This is a genomic window from Microbaculum marinisediminis, assembly GCF_025397915.1.
In the GTDB taxonomy this organism is placed as follows: domain Bacteria; phylum Pseudomonadota; class Alphaproteobacteria; order Rhizobiales; family Tepidamorphaceae; genus Microbaculum; species Microbaculum marinisediminis.
This window is the reverse complement of the sequence record NZ_JALIDZ010000003.1, coordinates 537,370-556,813: the sequence shown is the minus strand read 5'-3', so window position 1 is coordinate 556,813 and position 19,444 is coordinate 537,370. Positions and strand designations below refer to the sequence as shown.

18 protein-coding genes are annotated in these 19,444 nt (G+C 68.5%); 8 read left to right on the top strand and 10 right to left on the bottom strand.

Translation table 11 applies throughout. The features are described from left to right. Window positions 1-277: 277 nt before the first annotated feature. Together hemF and MUB46_RS08700 are read left to right on the top strand one after the other, a co-directional pair. Window positions 278-1,198 (top strand): oxygen-dependent coproporphyrinogen oxidase, encoded by a 921-nt coding sequence (gene hemF, locus MUB46_RS08705; protein ID WP_261615490.1) that lies wholly within the window; start codon window positions 278-280, stop codon window positions 1,196-1,198. Window positions 1,199-1,420: 222 nt separating this feature from the next. Further along, a complete protein-coding gene (locus tag MUB46_RS08700; protein WP_261615489.1) occupies window positions 1,421-3,271 on the top strand; it encodes a putative bifunctional diguanylate cyclase/phosphodiesterase in 1,851 nt (616 codons plus the stop codon). Here the strand turns inward: MUB46_RS08700 and MUB46_RS08695 are convergent. From MUB46_RS08695 to MUB46_RS08680, 4 genes are read right to left on the bottom strand one after another with little or no spacing between them, the layout of a single operon-like run. Next, window positions 3,268-4,524, bottom strand: coding sequence for a CCA tRNA nucleotidyltransferase (locus MUB46_RS08695; protein ID WP_261615488.1), 1,257 nt, complete (start codon window positions 4,522-4,524; stop codon window positions 3,268-3,270). The genes MUB46_RS08700 and MUB46_RS08695 overlap by 4 nt on opposite strands. Next, window positions 4,521-4,784, bottom strand: a complete 264-nt coding sequence (locus tag MUB46_RS08690; protein ID WP_261615487.1) for a DUF6111 family protein — start codon at window positions 4,782-4,784, stop codon at window positions 4,521-4,523. Before MUB46_RS08690 ends, MUB46_RS08695 begins: the two co-directional genes overlap by 4 nt. Next, window positions 4,784-5,479, bottom strand: coding sequence for a CoA pyrophosphatase (locus tag MUB46_RS08685; RefSeq protein WP_261615486.1), 696 nt, complete (start codon window positions 5,477-5,479; stop codon window positions 4,784-4,786). The genes MUB46_RS08690 and MUB46_RS08685 overlap by 1 nt, the downstream gene beginning before the upstream one ends. Continuing rightward, on the bottom strand, window positions 5,476-6,099 hold the full coding sequence (locus tag MUB46_RS08680; RefSeq protein WP_261615485.1) for a DUF1285 domain-containing protein: 624 nt from the start codon (window positions 6,097-6,099) through the stop codon (window positions 5,476-5,478). Before MUB46_RS08680 ends, MUB46_RS08685 begins: the two co-directional genes overlap by 4 nt. Before the next feature lie 156 nt (window positions 6,100-6,255). Here MUB46_RS08680 and MUB46_RS08675 point away from each other — a divergent pair, with 156 nt between their 5' ends. Genes MUB46_RS08675 through MUB46_RS08660 form a run of 4 tightly spaced genes read left to right on the top strand, consistent with a single transcriptional unit; the run spans window position 6,256 to window position 13,124 of the window. Further along, window positions 6,256-7,272 carry an AAA family ATPase gene (locus MUB46_RS08675; RefSeq protein ID WP_261615484.1) on the top strand — a complete coding sequence of 339 codons (1,017 nt, stop codon included), beginning with the start codon at window positions 6,256-6,258 and terminating at the stop codon, window positions 7,270-7,272. A gap of 6 nt (window positions 7,273-7,278) precedes the next feature. Next, window positions 7,279-8,226 (top strand): DUF58 domain-containing protein, encoded by a 948-nt coding sequence (locus MUB46_RS08670; protein WP_261615483.1) that lies wholly within the window; start codon window positions 7,279-7,281, stop codon window positions 8,224-8,226. Next, a complete protein-coding gene (locus tag MUB46_RS08665) occupies window positions 8,223-11,045 on the top strand; it encodes a DUF4159 domain-containing protein (RefSeq protein WP_261615482.1) in 2,823 nt (940 codons plus the stop codon). Before MUB46_RS08670 ends, MUB46_RS08665 begins: the two co-directional genes overlap by 4 nt. 3 nt (window positions 11,046-11,048) lie before the next feature. Further along, window positions 11,049-13,124: a hypothetical protein gene (locus tag MUB46_RS08660; protein WP_261615481.1), complete on the top strand. Its 2,076-nt coding sequence runs from the start codon at window positions 11,049-11,051 to the stop codon at window positions 13,122-13,124. A gap of 21 nt (window positions 13,125-13,145) precedes the next feature. Here MUB46_RS08660 and MUB46_RS08655 read toward each other — a convergent pair whose 3' ends face one another. The 4 genes from MUB46_RS08655 to MUB46_RS08640 all read right to left on the bottom strand — a co-directional run bounded on the left by MUB46_RS08655 (window position 13,146) and on the right by MUB46_RS08640 (window position 15,948). Continuing rightward, window positions 13,146-13,661 (bottom strand): GNAT family N-acetyltransferase, encoded by a 516-nt coding sequence (locus MUB46_RS08655; protein WP_261615480.1) that lies wholly within the window; start codon window positions 13,659-13,661, stop codon window positions 13,146-13,148. A gap of 260 nt (window positions 13,662-13,921) precedes the next feature. Continuing rightward, a complete protein-coding gene (gene bfr, locus MUB46_RS08650) occupies window positions 13,922-14,401 on the bottom strand; it encodes a bacterioferritin (protein WP_261615479.1) in 480 nt (159 codons plus the stop codon). 182 nt (window positions 14,402-14,583) lie between these two features. Continuing rightward, the gene (locus MUB46_RS08645; RefSeq protein ID WP_261615478.1) at window positions 14,584-14,898 is read right to left on the bottom strand and encodes a (2Fe-2S)-binding protein; all 315 of its coding nucleotides are present in this window, start codon (window positions 14,896-14,898) and stop codon (window positions 14,584-14,586) included. Window positions 14,899-15,012: 114 nt separating this feature from the next. Further along, complete coding sequence (locus MUB46_RS08640; RefSeq protein WP_261615477.1) at window positions 15,013-15,948, bottom strand: LysR family transcriptional regulator; 936 nt, start codon at window positions 15,946-15,948, stop codon at window positions 15,013-15,015. Between the two features lie 154 nt (window positions 15,949-16,102). Here MUB46_RS08640 and MUB46_RS08635 point away from each other — a divergent pair, with 154 nt between their 5' ends. Then, entirely contained in the window at window positions 16,103-17,083 is a 981-nt protein-coding gene (locus tag MUB46_RS08635; protein WP_261615476.1) for a glutathione S-transferase family protein, read from the top strand. A gap of 3 nt (window positions 17,084-17,086) precedes the next feature. On the opposite strand, the gene MUB46_RS08630 is transcribed toward MUB46_RS08635, so the two are convergent. Further along, the gene (locus MUB46_RS08630; protein ID WP_261615475.1) at window positions 17,087-17,539 is read right to left on the bottom strand and encodes an NUDIX domain-containing protein; all 453 of its coding nucleotides are present in this window, start codon (window positions 17,537-17,539) and stop codon (window positions 17,087-17,089) included. Window positions 17,540-17,888: 349 nt separating this feature from the next. Between MUB46_RS08630 and MUB46_RS08625 the strand changes: the two genes are divergently transcribed. Continuing rightward, entirely contained in the window at window positions 17,889-18,821 is a 933-nt protein-coding gene (locus MUB46_RS08625) for a metallophosphoesterase family protein (RefSeq protein WP_261615474.1), read from the top strand. Here the strand turns inward: MUB46_RS08625 and MUB46_RS08620 are convergent. After that, window positions 18,818-19,420, bottom strand: coding sequence for a hypothetical protein (locus MUB46_RS08620; protein ID WP_261615473.1), 603 nt, complete (start codon window positions 19,418-19,420; stop codon window positions 18,818-18,820). The genes MUB46_RS08625 and MUB46_RS08620 overlap by 4 nt on opposite strands. Between the last annotated feature and the right edge of the window lie 24 nt (window positions 19,421-19,444).

The window sequence follows — 19,444 nt, the reverse complement described above, 5'->3', positions numbered from 1 at the left end:
AGCCGGCGGGTCACGGATATGACCCGGGAACTCGGCAAGGGTGCGTCAATGCGATGGTGTGAGGAGGATTCGCATTGTCGGATCCGATTGCTGTTGTGAACGCTCTGTTTGCCGCCCGGCTCGTGCGTCCCGACGCATGCTGGTACACACGTCGGCGAACGGGCGAGCCGTCCTAATACCCCTGCGGAAAACGGATTGCACCCCGCCAAATGCCGATGAACGCATCGCGTGTACACCTGTTGCCGAACGGACACGGATGGCGTAGGGCGACCGACAGATGGCGACCATGACCGAGACGACCGACATGCCGACCGACGATTCGACGCTCGCGAACCGCAAGGACACCGCACGCGCCTGGTTCGAGACCTTGCGCGACCGCATCTGTTCCGCCTTCGAGACGCTGGAGGACGCGCTGCCTTCGGGCATGCCCTACGCCGACCGGCCGCCCGGCCGCTTCGTCCGCACACCGTGGAACCGGTCCGACCACACCGGCGCCGACGGCGGCGGCGGCGTCATGTCGATGATGTCCGGCCGGGTTTTCGAGAAGGTCGGCGTCCATTGCTCGACCGTGCACGGCGAGTTCAGCCCGGAATTCCGCGACCAGATCCCCGGGGCGGCCGAGGACCCGCGTTTCTGGGCGAGCGGGATCTCGCTCATCGCCCACCTGCACAATCCCAACGTGCCCGCCGTGCACATGAACACCCGCTTCGTGGTCACGACCAGGGCGTGGTTCGGCGGCGGCGCCGACCTGACCCCGGTACTCGACCGGCGCCGCACCCAGGACGATCCCGATTCCCGGGACTTCCACGCCGCCATGCGTCAGGCGTGCGAGTCGTCCGGCCGCGACTGGCAGGAATACAAGGACTGGTGCGACCGCTACTTCTGGCTCGCCCATCGCAAGGAACCGCGCGGGATTGGCGGCATCTTCTATGACTATGTCGATACCGGTGACTGGGACGCGGATTTCGCCTTCACGCGCACCGTCGGCGAGGCGTTTCTGGGCGTCTACCCGGACCTCGTGCACCGCAATTTCGCCGAGCCCTGGACCGAGGCCGACCGCGAGGAACAACTCGTTCGCCGCGGCCGCTACGTCGAATTCAACCTGCTCTACGACCGGGGCACGATCTTCGGCCTGAAAACGGGCGGGAATGTCGCTTCGATCCTGTCGTCGATGCCCCCCGTGGTAAAATGGCCCTGAGGCAGGAGACGCCCGGCCGCGAATTTAACGCAACGTCAATCAAAAACTTTCCGCGAATATTAAGCCTTCAACACTACGATTTATTCCCGCAACGCTCGCCTTTTAGTTGGGGGAATGATGCTGATCCGAGACAAACGGGGAGACCTGATGGTACTTCCCGCCTTATGCGGACTGGTGATCGTTCTCTATGTCACTGGATATATAGTCGGCAAATTTATAGACTTGAGAACATTACGGCTGGAAGCGGATACTGTTGTTGAAGCGATCCAGAATTACATCGAGAACCACCTCGGCCCGGACCTCACGTTCAAGTATGCCGATCATCACCCTTCAAACCCGCGCACGATCGCGATTCCCGGCGCCAATACCCTGCATGCCGACCTGCGATCGGTGCTGGTTCTCGCCCCGGACGGCGACATAGCCGTTCCGTCGCCGCCGCAAAGAAAAGCCTTCGACTTCCTGTCGGCGTCCGACCACGGAGCCTTCGAACGGGCCGTCCGATCCGGGACGCTGCAGTATCTGCGCGTCGACCCGGACCGGTCCAAAGCGTTCCGGACCGTGTTCTACGTCCCGGTGATGTCGGTGGGACAGCTGGCCGGGGTGATCCGCATGGATATCGACCAGACGCGCGACGCACGGTTGCTGCAGAGCACGGTGTGGTCGCGCCGGATCGTTTACGTGATCCTGGGCGTACTCGGCCTCTCGATCATGAGTTTCGTGTTCTGGCGCTTCATCAGGGAGCGTCGGTTCGCCGAGGACGAGGCCCGGTTCCTGGCGATGCACGATGTCCTGACCGGTCTTCCGAACCGGGCCCAGTTCAAGCAACGCCTGAACCGGGCGCTCGAAACCGCCAGGCGCGACGGCACCAGCGTCGCGGTGATCTGTATCGACGTCGACAACTTCAAGGATATCAACGACACGCTCGGCCATCCGATCGGCGATCGGATCCTCAAGACGACGGCCGAGCGCATCCTCGCCATGTCCGGCCCCTCCTCCACCGTCGCACGACTGTCGGGAGACGAGTTCGCCGTGCTGATCGAAGGGATCAGCGACACCGCGGCCCTGCGCGGCACCGCGCAGCGCATGCTGCGCAACACGTCGATCGTCAACGAGATCGACGGCCAGGAGCTCGTGTGCTCGATCAGTCTCGGCATCTCCATCGCCCCCGCCGATGGCAACGACGTGGATACGCTCATCAAGAACGCCGACGTCGCCCTGTACCGGGCCAAGTCGGAGGGACGCAACACGATCCGCTTCTTCACCGCCGACATGGACCGGGAGTTCCGCCGCCGTCGGCAGACGGAGGACGAATTGCGGCGCGACCTGGGAACCGACCGGTTCAAGGTCTACTACCAACCGCAGTTCGACCTGAGGACCGGCTCGCTGACCGGTTACGAAGCCCTTGCCCGCTGGACCAGTCCGGCGCTGGGCCCCGTCTCGCCGGAGGTGTTTATTCCCGCCGCCGAAGCGTGCGGCCTGATCGCCCCCCTGTCGGAATGGATTTTGACGAAAGCCTGCCGGGCGGCGACGGAATGGCCGGAGCCCGTGAAGCTGGCGGTCAACCTGTCGGCCGCCCAGTTCCGCACCGGCGATGTCGCCGACATGATCGAACGGGTCCTGCGCTGGACGACGCTGCCGCCGGACCGGCTGGAGATCGAGATCACGGAAACCGCCCTGCTCAGGAACACCGAGACCGCCCGGTCCGCGCTGAACCGGCTGCGCGGCATCGGCGTCTCGATCGCGCTCGACGATTTCGGCACCGGCTACTCGAGCCTGAGCTACCTGTCGCGCTTCCCGATCGACAAGATCAAGATCGATCGCTCCTTCGTCCAGCGATTGACCGCGGACCGGAACACGTCGGCGATCGTCCAGGCGATCGTCGGCCTCGGCAAGGCGCTCGATCTGGAGATCATCGCCGAGGGGGTCGAAACGCACGATCAGGTCGCGCAATTGCGCGCCATCGGCTGTCACCGGGTTCAGGGCTATCTGTTCGGCCGCCCCCGGGAAACCGTCGGCTTCCCGATCCCCGAGGTCGTCCGCCGGCTGCAGGACCTGGACCGGGCGTCCGCCTAGTCTTCCCGCCCCTTCGCCGCCCGCGCCAGCAACGCATCGCGGTCGAGCGCGAAATCGTCGGCGATCCAGTCGGCCTCGAGCCGGGACAGGAGCCGTCCGATCGCCGGCCCGCTCGGCAGGCCCAGGCGCATCAGGTCGGCGCCCTTGATCGGGAACTGCGGGACTGTCCACCGCTCCGGCAGCGCCATCAGGCTTCGCCAACCGGCATCGTCCACCGCCGCTCCGGAGCGCGCGAACGCCAGCGCGACGCGGTCGCGATAGGCCTCGACGCCGAGCCGGTAGAGCAGCGCCCGGCGCGCCGGCTCCGGCAGAGCGGGCGAAACATGCCACCATCCATCCGCCGCCTGGCCGAGCCGGCGCCGTTCGGCGTTCGACAGGCGCAACCGGTCGGCCAAACGCTCGGCATCCTCGGGAACGGCCACCGCGAGTGCGGCGAGCCTGCGGACCGAATCTGGGTGTTCGCCTGCCGGGATCTCACCTGCCGCGGCCTCGTTGGCCACCGCGCGAACGAACGCGGGGACATGGGAAACCGTGCCGGTGACGATGCCGAGGATTCCGCACTCGGCCATGATCGCGGCCGTCGCCGGCGCCCCGGGGGCGATCAGCAGCCGGAACAGTTCCTGGCGCAGCCGTTCGCCCGACAGGCCGAGCAGGCCGCGCCGCTCGCGGATGGCCGCCGTCAGCCCGTCCGGATCGGGCGGGCCGTCGGCGAACTGGGCGTGGAACCGAAAGAACCGCAGGATACGCAGGAAATCCTCGCGGATGCGCGCGGTCGCCCCCCCGATGAAGCGCACCCGGCGCGCCATGATGTCGGCGTAGCCGCCGACCGGGTCATAAAGCCGGCCGTCGCGGCCGACATAGAGCGCGTTGATGGTGAAATCGCGCCGGTGCGCGTCCTCGTCCCAGTCCGCCCCGAAAGCGACCGTGGCGTGGCGGCCATGCGTCTCGACGTCGTGGCGCAGCGTCGTCACCTCGAACGGGCGCCCGTCGGCGATCACCGTGACCGTCCCGTGCGCCACGCCCGTGGGCACCGCCTTGAGGCCGCCGGCCTCGGCCATCGCCGTGATCTCGTCCGTCGACGCCGTCGTGGCGCAGTCGACATCGCCGTGCGGCCGGCCCAGCAGCGCGTCGCGCACGGCGCCGCCGACGATCCGTGTTTCGACATCGCCCCGGTTCAGCGCCGCCAGCACCGTCGACAGCGGCGGCGCCTCGACCCACGCCCCGTCGGGCAGGAATTCCGGCGCGGCGGTCAATCCAGGTGTCCCGGCTCGATCTTTCCGTCGCGCATCTGCGCCGGCGTGTAGGTGGCGTCGGTCGGCGCACCGGAGAACGTCGCCGTCAGGATGAATCCCGCAATCATCAGCAACAGCCCGCCGATCGTCAGCCAGTACATCGGACTGTTGATCCAGGATTCGCGCTTGGTCGGATCGATCCGCGAGAAATACAGATAGAACGCGTAGCCGATGAACGGCAGCAGCAGCAGGAGCAGTTCGAGGGCAATGACGCGGAACATCAGCGATAGATCCGATTGTAAAGGTTGCGAATAATGCCCGCCGTCGCGCCCCAGATGTAATTGTCGCGATAGGGCATGGCGTAGAAATGCCGCTCCAGCCCCTTGAAGACCCGGCTGTCGCGTTTGTGGTTGTCGGGCGTCATCAGGAAGGCGAGCGGCACCTCGAACACGTCCGCCACCTCGTTCTCGTCGATCCTGAGCCGGTATCCCGGCGCGACCGTGGCGACGACGGGAACGATGCGAAAGCCGGTTCCGGTCTGGTACAGATCGAGATAGCCGAGCGGATCGATCTTCTCGGCGGGAATCCCGATTTCCTCCTCGGTTTCGCGTAGCGCCGCCGCCAGCGGCGTCGCGTCGGTGCCCTCGATCTTGCCGCCGGGAAAGGCCACCTGCCCGGCATGCGCGGCCAGATGCTCGGTGCGCCGGGTCAGGAGCACGGTCGCACCGGATTCGTGCCCGATGACGGGCACCAGAACGGCCGCGCGCCGGGGCGGACCGTCGTGGAACGACGTCATCGGTTGCCCGGCATTGAGATCGTGATCGCCGACATCCGGGGGCAGGTCCGCATTCAGGTCGCCCGCCGGCGGCGCTTTCAGCAGCCTGTGCCGCGCAAGCCCCCTGAACGCGTCGGGGGCGAACAGCGCCGGCGCCGAATGGACATGCGCCTCGGCGATATCGTCGTCGACGTCGCTCATTTCAAACCGACTAACGAATCGGCGGGCGCCATGGGAAAGAAGGTTCCCTGGCTCCAGACGCCGAACATGACAGTTCCATCCACAGTCTGCTCCTCGCCCAGGGCAACCAGGTCGTAGAAGACCGAGCGTACCACCAAAGCCTCCAGCCGGCCGCGTACCAGCACATAGGGCTTGAGGCCGCCGGACCCCGCCTCGGTCTCGAACCGCAACGGGTGGTCGCCGTCGACCCCGACGAAATCGTCGACATTGGTGCGAAACCCGATGCGTTGATCCCGCCCCGCGCCCTCCACCGCCATCTCGACGGCCAGGAAGGGTGCATCATCGACGCTGATGCCGATCTTTTCCACCGGGGTAACAAGGTAGGTGCGCCCGTCCGCGTCCTTGCGCAGGACCGAAGAAAACAGACGGACCAGGGGCTTACGCCCGATCGGCGAGCCCAGGTAGTACCAGGTGCCGTCCGCCGCGATGCGGATGTCGAGATCACCGCAGAAATCCGGCTCCCATCTCTCGACAGGCGGGATCCCCTTGCCCCCGGCCTCGCGCGCGATCCGTTCCAGACCGGCGAGGCCGCCGCCGGCGGATGGGTCCGTAAACTCGGCAGATCGTTTCGGGGAGGTCATAGTTCCGCCCATCTCGCCGGGCCTGATCGAACCGGAAGGCGGCCCGAACATCTGATAGGGTAGCGGCCGAAGGCGACCGCCCTGTCTCGGCAATTCACGCTGCTGTGAGCAAGCTCCACTTCCCGCACGCCTCCGTTGGATCATATAGTCAAAGCTATGAGCGCGATCAATCAGACCTCCCAGACCGACACCCGGACCACGGACGACATCGTCGCCTCGGCCGATGCGACCGCCGCCCGCCTGAAAGCGGTGCGCGACGCCATCGGCACGGTAATCTTCGGACAGGAAGACGTGGTCGAAAAGTCCCTTGTCACGGTTCTGGCCGGAGGCCACGCCCTTCTGGTCGGGGTCCCGGGTCTCGCCAAGACGAAGCTCGTCGATACGATGGGCGTCGTCCTGGGCCTCGACGCCCGCCGCATCCAGTTCACGCCGGACCTGATGCCCTCCGACATTCTCGGCGCCGAAGTGCTCGAGGAAGCGCCGGGCGGCGGCAGGTCCTTCCGCTTCATCCGCGGCCCGATCTTCTCGCAGCTCCTGATGGCCGACGAGATCAACCGCGCCAGCCCGCGCACGCAGTCCGCCCTGCTGCAGGCGATGCAGGAACACCACGTCACCGTCGCCGGCGTGCGCCACGACATGCCGCGCCCCTTCCACGTGCTCGCCACCCAGAACCCGCTCGAGCAGGAAGGCACCTATCCGTTGCCGGAAGCCCAGCTCGACCGCTTCCTGATGCAGGTCGACGTCGGCTATCCGGACATCGAGTCGGAACGGCGCATGCTGTTCGAGACGACCGGCGACTCGGACGCCGCCGTCCAGCGCGTCATGGATGCCGACGAACTGATGGCCGCCCAGCGGCTCGTCCGCCGCATGCCGGTCGGCGAGTCGGTCGTCGAGGCGATCCTCTCCCTCGTCCGCGCCGCCCGCCCCGGCGAAGGCGATGCCGAGGTCGACGCCCGCATCGCCTGGGGCCCCGGCCCGCGCGCCAGTCAGGCCCTCATGCTGACGGTGCGCGCCCGCGCCCTGGTGCAGGGCCGCCTGGCGCCGTCGATCGACGATGTGGTGGCGCTGGCCAGACCGGTGCTGCAGCACCGCATGGCGATCACCTTCGCCGCCCGCGCGGACGGGGTCGACGTCGGCTCCGTCATTGACCGTTTCATCGAGCAACTCGGGTAATCCGCCTTGGCCGTCGCCCGGCCCGAACTGGACCTGACGCCCCCCGCCCCGACCGATCTCGGCCGGGAGGCCGCGGCGCTGTCCGCGCGCATGCCCGAACTGCTGCTGCAGGCCCGCTTCGTCTCCAACACGGTCGCCCACGGCATCCACGGCCGCCGTCGCGCCGGGCCAGGCGAGACGTTCTGGCAGTTCCGGCATTTCCAGTCCGGTGAGCCGGCCAAGCGCGTCGACTGGCGCCGCTCGGCCCGCGACGACCATCTCTATGTCCGCGAGAAGGAGTGGGAAGCCGCGCACACGGTGTGGATCTGGCTCGACCGCTCACCGTCCATGTATTTCGGCTCGTCGCTGGGCCAGTGCCGCAAGATCGACCGCGCGGTGGTGATGGCGCTGGCGCTGATCGATCTGCTGATCCGCGGCGGCGAGCGCGTCGGTCTCGTCGGCCTGCTGCGCCCGACGGCGCAGCGCCATGCCGTCGAGCGCGCCGCCGTCGCCATCGCGCGCGAGCCGCTGACCGACGACGCCATGCCAACGGACGCGCCCTACGGCCCCTTCTCCGAGCTGATCGCCATCGGCGACTTCCTCGAGCCGCTCGGCGACATCGAGTCGGCGCTGGCCGCCATCGCCGGGCGCAAGGTGCACGGCCATCTGGCGCAGATCCTCGATCCGGTCGAGGAGGCCTTCCCGTTCACCGGCCGCACCGAGTTCCACGATCCCACGCTGGGCTTGCGCTACGTCGCCGGGCGCGCGGAGACGGTGCGTGAGGCCTATCGCGCCCGCATGGCCCAGCGTCGGGACCGGCTGAAGGCCGTCGCCGGGCGCATCGGCTGGAGCCAGCTCGTGCACCACACCGACCGTCCGGCGCAGGAGCCTGTGCTGGCCCTGCACGCCCGCCTGTCCGGCGGCAACGATCCGCGCACCTTCGCCCGCGGCGTCGCCACGGGAACGGGCGCATGATCGCCGGCCTGCCCATCGCCTTCGCGCAGCCGTGGCTTCTGGCCGCGCTGGTGCTGCTGCCGGCGATCTGGTGGCTGTTGCGGTTCACGCCGCCGCGCCCGCTCCGCGTCGCCTTCCCGCCGACGCGCATCCTGCTAGAGATCGACCAGCGCGAAGAGACGCGGTCGAAGAGCCCGTGGTGGCTGGTTCTGCTCAGGATGCTGCTCGCCGCGCTGGTGATCATCGCCATGGCCCGGCCCATCCTCAATCCGCAGGCGGTGACGGCCGGCGGCGACGGCACGATCCTGGTCGTCGTCGACAACGGCTGGGGCGCGGCGCCGAACTGGCAACGCGTATCCGCGACCGCCGACGAGATCCTCGCCGAGGCCGGACGCGCCGGGCGCCCGGCCATGCTCGCCGCCACGGCGACGGACACCGTTCTCGGCGAACCGGGCGACGCCGCCGCCGCGCGCGAGAAGCTCGCGGGCCTCTCCGTCGCCCCGCACGAACCCGACCGCGCCGCGCTCGCCCCCCTGGTCGCCGATGCCGTCACCCGCTACGGCATCGGCGAGATCGTCTGGCTGTCCGACGGCATCGCCTATGCCGACGGCGCCGATTTCGCCGCGGCCCTGGAAAGCGCGGGCGCCGAAACGGTCGAGGTGGCGACGCCCGCCGCCGGCGACCTGCCGCTGGCGCTGTCCCCCGCCCTCAACGAGACCGGTGGCCTGCATGTCGGCATCCTGCGCGCCGCGACGCAAAGCGGATCGGCCGGCACCATCCGCGCCCGCGACCTCAAGGGGCGCGTGATCGCCGAGACCCCCTACGCCTTCGAGGGCGACGCGGCGCGCGCCGAGGCGATCGTCGACCTGCCCGTCGAGCTTCGCAACGACATCGCCCGGCTCGAGATCGGCGAGGAGGAGACCGCCGGCGGCGTCCAGCTCCTCGACGACCGCTGGCGCCGCCGCGTGATCGGGCTGGTCTCCGGCGAGACGCGGGAGCGGGCGCAGCCGCTCCTGTCGCCTCTCTACTACATCACGCGGGCGCTCACCCCCTTCGCCGACCTGCGCGAAAGTCCCGACCCGAACCTCGCCGTCGCCATCGAGCAGCTTCTCGACCAGCGCGTGTCCGCGCTGGTGCTTGCCGATATCGGCACGCTGGTCGGCGACACCCAGGACGAGCTGAGCCAGTGGGTCGACAATGGCGGCGTGCTGGTGCGCTTCGCCGGCCCGCGCCTTGCCGGCGCCGAGGACGACACCTTCGTGCCGGTGGAATTGCGCAGCGGCGACCGCTCGCTCGGCGGGACCCTGTCCTGGAGCGAGCCGCAGCCGCTCGCCGAATTTTCCGAAGACACCCCCTTCGCCGGCCTCGAGGTACCGCCCGACGTCCGCGTCACCCGCCAGGTGCTTGCCGAGCCGTCGATCGACCTCGTCGAGAAGACATGGGCCAGCCTCGCCGACGGCACCCCGCTGGTGACCGCCGCCCGGCGCGGCGACGGCTGGATCGTGTTGTTCCACGTCACCGCCGACGCGGCCTGGTCAAACCTGCCGCTTTCGGGCGTCTTCGTGGAGATGCTGCGCCGGATCGTCGATCTGTCAGGCGCGCCCGAGGACGCCTCGGCCGCGGCCCGCGGCGTCCCCGGCGGCATCCTGCGGCCGCTGCGTTCGCTCGACGCCACCGGCGTCCTCGGCAGCCCGCCGCCGCGCGCCGAGCCCGTCGCCACCGCCGATTTCGCCACGACGAGGCCGAGCGCGATACACCCGCCCGGCCTCTACGGCGAGCCCGACGCGTTCCGCGCCCTCAATGTGATCGATGCAGCCACCACCTTCGCCGCGCTCGATGCCGGCGGCCTGACCGTCGAGACCTACCCGGCCTCGGAGCCGCGCTCGATCGGTCCCTGGCTTCTGGTCGCCGCCGTCATCCTGCTGATCGCCGACGGCATCGCCGTCCTGCTGCTGAGCGGACGCCGGCTGCGGGTCGGATCCATGCGCGGCGCGGCCACGGGCGCGATGCTGGCCTTCGCCATCATGGCGCCGCACGCCGATCCGGCCGCCGCGCAATCGTCCGGAGACGGACTGAACGACGCCGACAGGCTCGCCCTCGAGGCGACGCTGAGAACGCATCTCGCCTATGTGCGGACCGGCAATCGCGAGATCGACGAGACCAGCCGCGCCGGCCTCGAGGGGCTGTCCCGTGTCCTCGCCGACCGCACCGCGCTGGAACCCGCCCCGCCGATCGGCGTCGACATCGCCGGCGACGAACTCGCCTTCTTCCCGCTGCTCTACTGGCCGATCGATCCGCAGGCCGAGCCGCCCGCACCCAACGTGCTCGCCAAGATCGACGCCTACATGAAGCAGGGCGGCACCATCCTGTTCGACACCCGCGACCAGCTCGAGGCCCGGCCCGGCCTCGACGGCGCCGTCGCCGGCCCCGGCATGCTGCGGCTGCGCACCCTGCTGCGCGGGCTCGACATCCCCGAACTGGAGCCGGTTCCCGGCGATCACGTGCTGACCAAGGCGTTCTATCTGCTGCAGGATTTCCCCGGCCGCTGGGACGGCGGCCCGCTGTGGGTGGAGGCGGCCCTGCGCGACCCGAACGAGGCCGCGCGGCCCGCCCGCAACGCCGACGGCGTCTCGGCGATCATCATCACCTCCAACGATCTGGCCGGGGCGTGGGCGGTCGGCGACGACAACCGTCCGCTCTATCCCGTCGCGCCCGGCGGCGACCTGCAGCGCGAGATGGCCTATCGCTCCGGCGTCAACATCGTCATGTACACCCTGACCGGCAACTACAAGGCCGACCAGGTGCACGTGCCGGCGCTTCTCGAACGGCTGGGGCAGTAGGCGATGACCTGGAGCGTCGACTTCGCCCCCCTCGTCGACTGGCGGCTGATCGCGGTGCTGGCCGTCGGCGTCGCGGCCGTCTCGTTGCTCGGCCTGGTCCAGCGCGTGCCCGGCGCCTGGCTGCGCGCGCTCGCCGCGACCCTGTTCATCCTGGCGCTGCTGGATCCCTCGCTGAAGGAAGAGGACCGCGAGGTCCTGCCCGGCGTCGTCGCGGTCGTCGTCGACCGCAGCGCCAGCCAGACGCTCGCCGAGCGCACGGCCGAGACCGACGCGGCGCGCGCCGAGCTGGAGGCGCGGATCGGCCGGCTGCGCGGACTGGAGGCACGCTGGATCGACGTCACCTCGACCGGCGCCGACGGCACCGAGCTGTTCACCGCGCTCGAACGCGGCCTCGCCGACGTGCCCTCCGACCGCATCGCCGGCGCCGTGCTGGTCACCGACGGTCAGGTCCACGACGTGCCAGAGCGCGCCGAGCAGCTCGGCTTCAACGCGCCGCTGCACGTCCTGCTGTCCGGCAACGACCGCGAGCGCGACCGCCGCCTCGTCGTGCATTCCTCGCCGCGGTTCGGCATCGTCGGCCAGGAGCAGCAGATTACCTTCCGCGTGGAGGATCTCGGCCCGCGCGAAGACACCGGGCCGGTCGCGCCGCGCGCCCGCGTCACCATCTCCCGCGACGGCGAGCCAATCACCGGCATGAACGTGACGCTTGGCGACAACGTCACCGTACCCGTCGAGATCGCCCATGGCGGCCGCAACATCATCGAGATCGAGGCCGAGGAAGCCCCCGGCGAGCTCACCACGCTCAACAACCGGGCGGTGATCACCGTCGAGGGCATCCGCGACAATCTCAGGGTGCTGCTGGTCTCCGGCGAGCCGCATGCGGGCGAGCGCACCTGGCGCAACATCCTGAAGTCGGACGCCGCGGTCGACCTCGTCCACTTCACCATCCTGCGGCCGCCGGAGAAGCAGGACGGCACGCCGATCTCGCAACTGTCGCTGATCGCCTTCCCGACGCGCGAACTGTTCTCGGTCAAGATCGACGAGTTCGACCTCATCATCTTCGACCGCTACCAGAGCCGCGGCGTGCTGCCGGTGCTCTACTACGACAACATCGCGCGCTACGTCGAAGACGGCGGCGCCGTCCTGGTCGCCGCCGGCCCGGAATACGCCGACAACGGCAGCATCTACCGCACCCCGCTCGCGCCCGTCCTGCCGGCCGCGCCGACGGGGACCGTCACCGAGACGCCCTATCGCGCCGACCTGTCGGACGCCGGCCGCCGCCATCCGATCACCCGCGATCTCCTGGAGGGCGCCGAGGCGCCGGACTGGAGCCGCTGGTTCCGGCTGATCGATTCCGACGTCTCGCGCGGCGCCACGCTGATGACCGGCCCCGACGACAAGCCGCTGCTCGTCGTCGAGCGCGAGGGCGAGGGCCGCGTCGCGCTGATGCTGTCCGACCACGCCTGGCTGTGGGCGCGCGGCTTCGAGGGCGGCGGTCCCTATGTTCCGCTGCTGCGCCGCCTCGCCCACTGGCTGATGAAGGAAAACGATCTCGAGGAAGAGGCGCTGATCGCCCAGGGCCGCGGCGACGAACTGGTCATCGAGCGCCGCACCATGGCCGACACCGCCGAGCCCGCCCGCGTCGAGACCCCGGCCGGCGACGTCGTCGAACTCACGCTCGAGGAGATCGAGCCGGGCCTGTGGCGCGGCAAGACGCCGGTCGCCGACCTCGGCATCTACCGCGTCAGCCAGGGCGACCTGCGTACGCTCGCCAATGTCGGGCCCGACAATCCGCGCGAGTTCACCGACGTCCTCTCGACCGAACGGGCCCTTGCCCCGATCGCCGAGGCAACCGGCGGCGGCATGTTCCGCGTCGCCGATGCGGACCGGCTGTCCGTGCCGCGCGTGCTGCCCATGCGCACGGCCACGCGCATGCACGGCAGCGACTGGCTAGGTCTCAAGACCACCGACGCCTCCATCCTGCGCGGCGTCCGGGCGCTGCCGCTACTTGCCGGGCTGCTCGGCCTCGTCCTACTGCTGGCCACCCTCACCGCCGCCTGGTACCGCGAGGGCCGGTGACGGGTCCGGGAACGCGCGGCTTCAGCGACGAGGCGCCGGCCGCGCCATACCGCTGACCGCGTCGAGCGATCCCTCGACGAGTTCGCACGCCAACAGCCTGTTCGGGTCCACCGGCCCCGGCAGCCTCACCCGGCCGGGCGGGATCGGCTTGAAGCCCGCCCGCGCGTAGTAGGGCGCATCGCCGACCAGCACGACCAGCCGATGGCCGAGCTGCCTGGCGGCATGTAGCGCACGGTTCATCAGCGTCAGCCCGTAGCCCTGGTTCTTGTGGTCGGGATGGACCACCAGCGGTCCGAGGAACAGCGCCTCGGCGCCGCCGATGGTGATCGGCGACAGCCGGACCGCGCCGATCGGCCGCCCCTTCAGCGTCGCGACGAAGCTCAGCTCGGGTATCGGCACCGTTCCCTCGCGCAACCGATAGGCGGTCTTGGCGAAACGGCCGGGCCCGAACGCCTCGTCGAGCAGGCCCTCGACGATTTCGAGGTGGGAAAGGTCTTCGTACTGGATTTCGGCGATCGGTTTGGTCAGGGCGGTCATGTCAGGGGTCCCGAGAGCGTCTTGTCGGGCGCCCCGGGGACCGCGAGCCGGTTCCAGTGGGTCTGTCGGGATTGGCCGACGCTCTTACAGGCGGCGGCGCGGGCGACGGGGCGCAACGGCGGTGCACGCGCTTTCGCGCGTTCCAACTCGTCGTCGCTCTACGATCCGCAACATGGGGCGGTGTCTCTCCCGTCGAAGGTCGGCCCTGATATCACGCAAGGCCGCGCCGGTCCAGCGCGGCCTTGCGGTCGTTTCGGGCCTCAGTCCCCGAGGCCGCCCATGTGTCTCTGGGAATACAGCTGCACGCCCACCTTCTCGATCAGGTCGAGCTGGGTTTCGAGGAAGTCGATATGCCCCTCCTCGTCGGTGGCCAGCTCCTCGAACAGGTTCTTCGACACCCGGTCATTGACGGAGTCGCAGTACTTGGCCGCTTCCAGATAGAGCGTGCGCGCCTCGTATTCCCCGGCCAGGTCGACCTCGAGGATTTCCTGGACGTTTTCGCCGATGCGCAGCGGGTTCAGCTCCTGCAAGTTCGGAAAGCCCTCGAGAAAGATGATCCGCGCGATGAACTTGTCGGCATGGCCCATCTCCTCGATCGATTCCTCGCGCCATTTCTTGGCGAGGTCGAGAAAGCCCCAGTCCTCCAGCAGCCGGTAGTGCAGCCAGTACTGGCTGACCGCCGTCAGCTCGGACCGCAGGCCCTTGTTGAGGTATTCGATGACTTTCGCGTCGCCTTTCATGACAAAACTCCTCCTTCTGCCGCAGCGTACCGGTGACTTGGGGAAAATTTCGACCATCGCCGGAAGAACCGCCTTCCGGCCTGATCGCGATCGGACATCAGCGATGCCGTCAAGCTAGCGCATTTTTCGCGATTTTGGATAGGAACAGGGAGACGGTGCGGCAATCGGCGCCGAAACGAGGCTCAGACGCGAACGGGACCGTCGGTATATGCCTCCTCGGCCAACTCGAACGCGTCGAGCCGGCCGCCCGCCGCGCCATCGCCCGCCTCCTCGGCCCGCAGCGGGCACACGGCGTTGCATTGCGTCACGCAGCCGCTGTGCACAGCCGGCAGGGCCGCGTCCATGATCTCGCGGATCGTGCGCGCACAGCGCCCGCATTGCGGGCTGCACCCCAGGCACCGGTACACCTGGGCCGGCGTAAAGGGACAGTCCGGCCCCGGCGACAGGCACGCGCGTATCTCGCGATCCGACAGGGCATTGCAGGAACAGACGATCACCGCTGGCCTCAGTTTTGAATCGTTCCAGATTAGTTACAGGCGCAACCAACCCTCGATAAGATTATCGACTTTGAAAGTCAAGTTATAAACCTGTGACAGGAGGCCGGGCCGGATCTAGCCCGCCATTGCCCGCACGACCGGGCCGGCGGCGCCGAGATCGTCCCAGTAGGGCGGGTCGCCGAAGCAGGTGGCCAGATGGTCGACGAAGGCGCGCACCTTCGCCGACAGATGCCGGCCGGGCGGATAGAGCGCGTAGGCGCCGAGCTGCCACCATTCGATGTCGGTCAGGATCGGCACCAGGCGCCCCTCGCGGATCGACTGATAGACCAGGAATGTCGGCTGCGAGATGATGCCGAGCCCCGCCTCCGCCGCGGCCTGCAGCATGTTGCCGTTGTTGGAGACGAGCCGCGCCTTCGGATTGACGACGCGCTCGCGGCCGTGTTCGTCGATCCAGCTGAACACCCGCCGTTCCGGCACGTTCGAATAGCGCAGATAGGTGTGCGCCATCAGGTCTTCCGGGCGTTCGGGCATGCCGTGCCGGGCGAGGTAGTCGGGGCTTGCGCAGACGACGTTGCGCACCGGCGCCAGGCGCCGCGCGATCAGGCTCGAATCCTCGAGCCGGCCGATACGGACCGCCAGGTCGAACCCCTCGTTGACGAGGTCGACGCGCCGGTCGTTCAGGTCGAGGTCGATCCACAGTTCCGGATGATTGTTCAGGAAACCGGTCACCGCCGGCGTCAGGTGCATCACGCCGAAGGACTGCGGCGCGGCGATCTTGAGCCGGCCCGACAGCGCCCCGTGCAGCGCGGCGGCGTTCTGGTCGGCATCCTCGAGATCGGCGAGGATCTGGACCGCCCGCTCGTAATAGGTCTTGCCGGTATCGGTAAGGCTCAGCTGCCGTGTCGTGCGGTTGACGAGCCGCACGCCGAGGCGCTCCTCGAGCTCCTTCAGGCGGCGGCTCACCGCCGATTTGGCAACCCCCAGTCGCTCGGCCGCCGCTCCGATCCCCCCGGATTCGGCAACCTGGACGAAGGTTTCGATCTCCGCCATCCGGTCCATTGTTCAGCCTTCGGCAACAATATCATCGATCACTACGGCCTTTTCGACTCGCTATCAACCGCTACGTAAGTCCCAGAAGGACGGGCCAACCGATGGGCCGCACGATGGGCCGATCGCGGCCCCACACGAGCAAGGAGACGAGACTTTGGGACGACTGGTCGAGGGAATATGGCGCAGCGACGAGCCGAGGCCGGGGTCTTCGGACGGCCAGTTCCGCCGCCCCGAAACGCAATTCCGCAACTGGATCACGCCGGACGGCGCGCCCGGTCCGACGGGAGATGGCGGCTTTCCCGCGGAACCCGGCCGCTACCACCTCTATGTCTCGATGGCCTGTCCGTGGGCGCACAGAACGCTCGTGGTCCGCGTGCTGAAGGGGCTGGAGGCCCACATCGGCGTATCCGGCGTCGCGCCGACGATGGCCGACGAAGGCTGGGAATTCAGCGACGCCTTTCCCGATCCGCTCTACGGCCAGCGGCGCCTTTCCGCGATCTACCTGCAGGCCGACGCGCGCTACACCGGCCGCGTCACGGTCCCGGTGCTGTGGGACAAGCAGCGCGAGACCATCGTCTCGAACGAATCCGCCGACATCATCCGGATGCTCAATTCGGCCTTCGACGCAGTCGGCGGCAACCCGCACGTCGACCTCTACCCCGCGCCGCTTCGCGCCGAAATCGACCGGATCAACGCGACCGTCTACGAGACCGTGAACAACGGCGTCTACCGGGCCGGCTTCGCCACCACCCAGGCGGCCTACGACGAGGCCGTGACGAGGCTGTTCACCAGCCTCGACGCGCTGGAAAAGTGCCTGTCCAGCTGGCGCTACCTGACCGGAGACAGCCTCACCGAGGCCGATTGGCGGCTGTTCACGACATTGGTACGGTTCGATCCGGCCTATTTCGGCCATTTCAAGTGCAACATCCGCCGCATCGTCGACTATCCCAACCTGTTCGGCTATCTGCGCGACCTCTATCAGGTGCACGGGATCGCCGAGACGGTCGACGTCGATCACATCAAGCGCCACTACTACACCAGCCATCGCTCGATTAACCCGACAGGCATCATTCCCGCCGGCCCGCTGATCGACATGACCGCACCGCACGACCGGGCACGGCTGAAGGCGGCCTGAACCCTACCAGCGCGTGTCCGGCAGGGCGCCGTCGAACACCTCGGCGAGCCTGCGCCGCGTCGCCGGCGTGGTGCCCTCCGGCAGATCGTCCAGGGCGAAGAAGCCGGCTTCGACGATTTCCATGGTGGGACGGAACGCGCCGTCCTGCCGCCAGGCCCCGGCGACGAACAGGACCACGTGATCGCCGCGATGGTCGGCCTCGTTGGAATAGACGCCGAACAGCCGCGGCTGTTCCTCAAGGACGATATTGCCCTCGTCGCGCAACTCATGGGTCAAGGTGTCGAGCACCGTTTCGCCGCGCTCGACGCCGCCACCCGGCAGATACCAGCCCGGCAGGTAGGAATGGCGCACAAGGAACACCTTGCCGTCGCGCGCGACGACGGCCCTGACGCCGAGCGTCATGCCGCGATTCAACAGCCACCAGGGCCGCAGGAGTAGTTTCAGCAGTCGTCGCATCGTCCCGACACGTTTCCGGGCGTCCGCGCCGTCCGCCCCCCGGATAGTCCGTTGACTGGATACCCTGTTAAGCGGACATGCGCGCCACGCAAAGCAGACCTGCTCTTGTGGCCCTTGGAATATTGCAGTGCAACATCTATCTCCACCGCAAGCAAGGCACCCTGTTCGGCGCCTTCACTTTACCAAATGGAGCAGATCATGTTTTGGCGCCTCTTCAGCCGCCGGGCTTATCATTGGCATCCTGCGGTCGACATGCGCGACGGGCGCATCGCCGCGACGCTGATGACGTTCTCGTCCAACTGACGACCCGTCTGGCCAATATCGCCCGCGAACGGTAGAACCGCGGGCGATGTTCAGGCTGGCCCATCTTTCCGACCCGCACGTACCGCCCGAGACCGCACCGCTCCGCCGCGAGCTGGTGTCGAAGCGCGCGCTCGGCTGGATCAACTGGCGGCGGAGCCGTCACCGGATCCACCGCCGCGACGTTCTCGACGCGCTGACCGGCGATCTCGAGCACCAGTCGCCCGACCACATCGCGGTGACGGGCGATCTGGCGATCGTCTCGACCGCGTCGGAGTGGCAGAGTTGCCGGCTCTGGCTGCAAAGCCTCGGCCCGCCCGACCACGTCTCGCTGGTTCCCGGCAATCACGACGCCTACACCCGCCGCGCCATTCCCGGCACGGCGCTGGCCTGGCGCGAATACATGGCGGGCGATCCCGATACCGCCGCGCATTCCGGCTTCCCCTATCTGCGCCGGCGCGGCCCCCTGGCCATCATCGGCTGTTCGTCGGCCGTGGTCTCGGCCCCCTTCATGGCGACCGGCCGCATCGGCCGCGACCAGATCGCGCGCCTGAAGCCCTTGTTGCGGGACCTCGCCCACGAAGGCCTGTTCCGCGTCGTGCTGGTTCACCACACCCCGATCCGCACCCATGGCGACCGCTACCGGCGGATGACCGACGCCCGCGCCTTCCGCGCGCTGCTGGGCGACTGCGGCGCCGAGCTGGTGCTGCACGGCCACGAACACCGCGCGAGCCTGCACTGGATCGCCGGACCGCGCCAGCCGGTGCCGGTCGTCGGCGTGCCCTCCGCCTCGGCGCTCGAGCACGGCAGCAAGCCGGGCGCGCAGTACAATCTCTACGAGGTCTCGGGGAACGCCGGCGCCTGGACCTGCCGCTTGCGCACGCGCGGCTTTATTGGCGGCGAACTGCAGGAATTGCAGGAAACGACCCTGTTCGAAAACGGCCAATCCACCGCGCCGGGCGGCGATTTTCGCGCGATCTAAGGCGCGGTGAGCAGCAATCCGGCCAGGAACAGACCGGCCGCACCGGCGAACGCGCCGACGAGAAACGTGAAGATCACGGTTCCCCAGACCGCACCTGAGCGACGCGACGGCTCGTCCGGCCCGGCGGGCGTCTCCGTCTCGCCCAGCCGCACGACGGTCTTGCCGTCGGCATCGCTTTCCAGCGCCCGCTCGCGCTCGAGCAGCCGATGCGCCACGTAGTCGGTCACGCGCCCGGCCATCTCGTCGAGTTTGGTCGTCTCCAGGATCACCTGGCGACCGTGACGGGTATCCTTCAGGAACCGGTAGGTGCGCTTGTCGCGGCCCATCATCACGTGGCCGAGCACGTCGACCCACAGTCTGGGCGGCGTCGAGGGAACGAGGGAGCATTCGAGCAAGTCGGTATCCTCGGGGATCTCGTCGAACACCTCGCTCAGCGCGTCCTGCAGTAGTTCCAGCCGGGCGAGCTCGGCCTCGCGCAAGTCGACGATGACGTCGGACCGCTCGGCCTCCTGCTGGCGCGCACGGCTGAGTGCTTCTCGCAGCCGGCTCTCGCGCTTGTGCGGTTCCGGCACCTCTTCGATGATCATTTTTTCCGACATTCGTGTGTCCGATTCCGGTCGGGA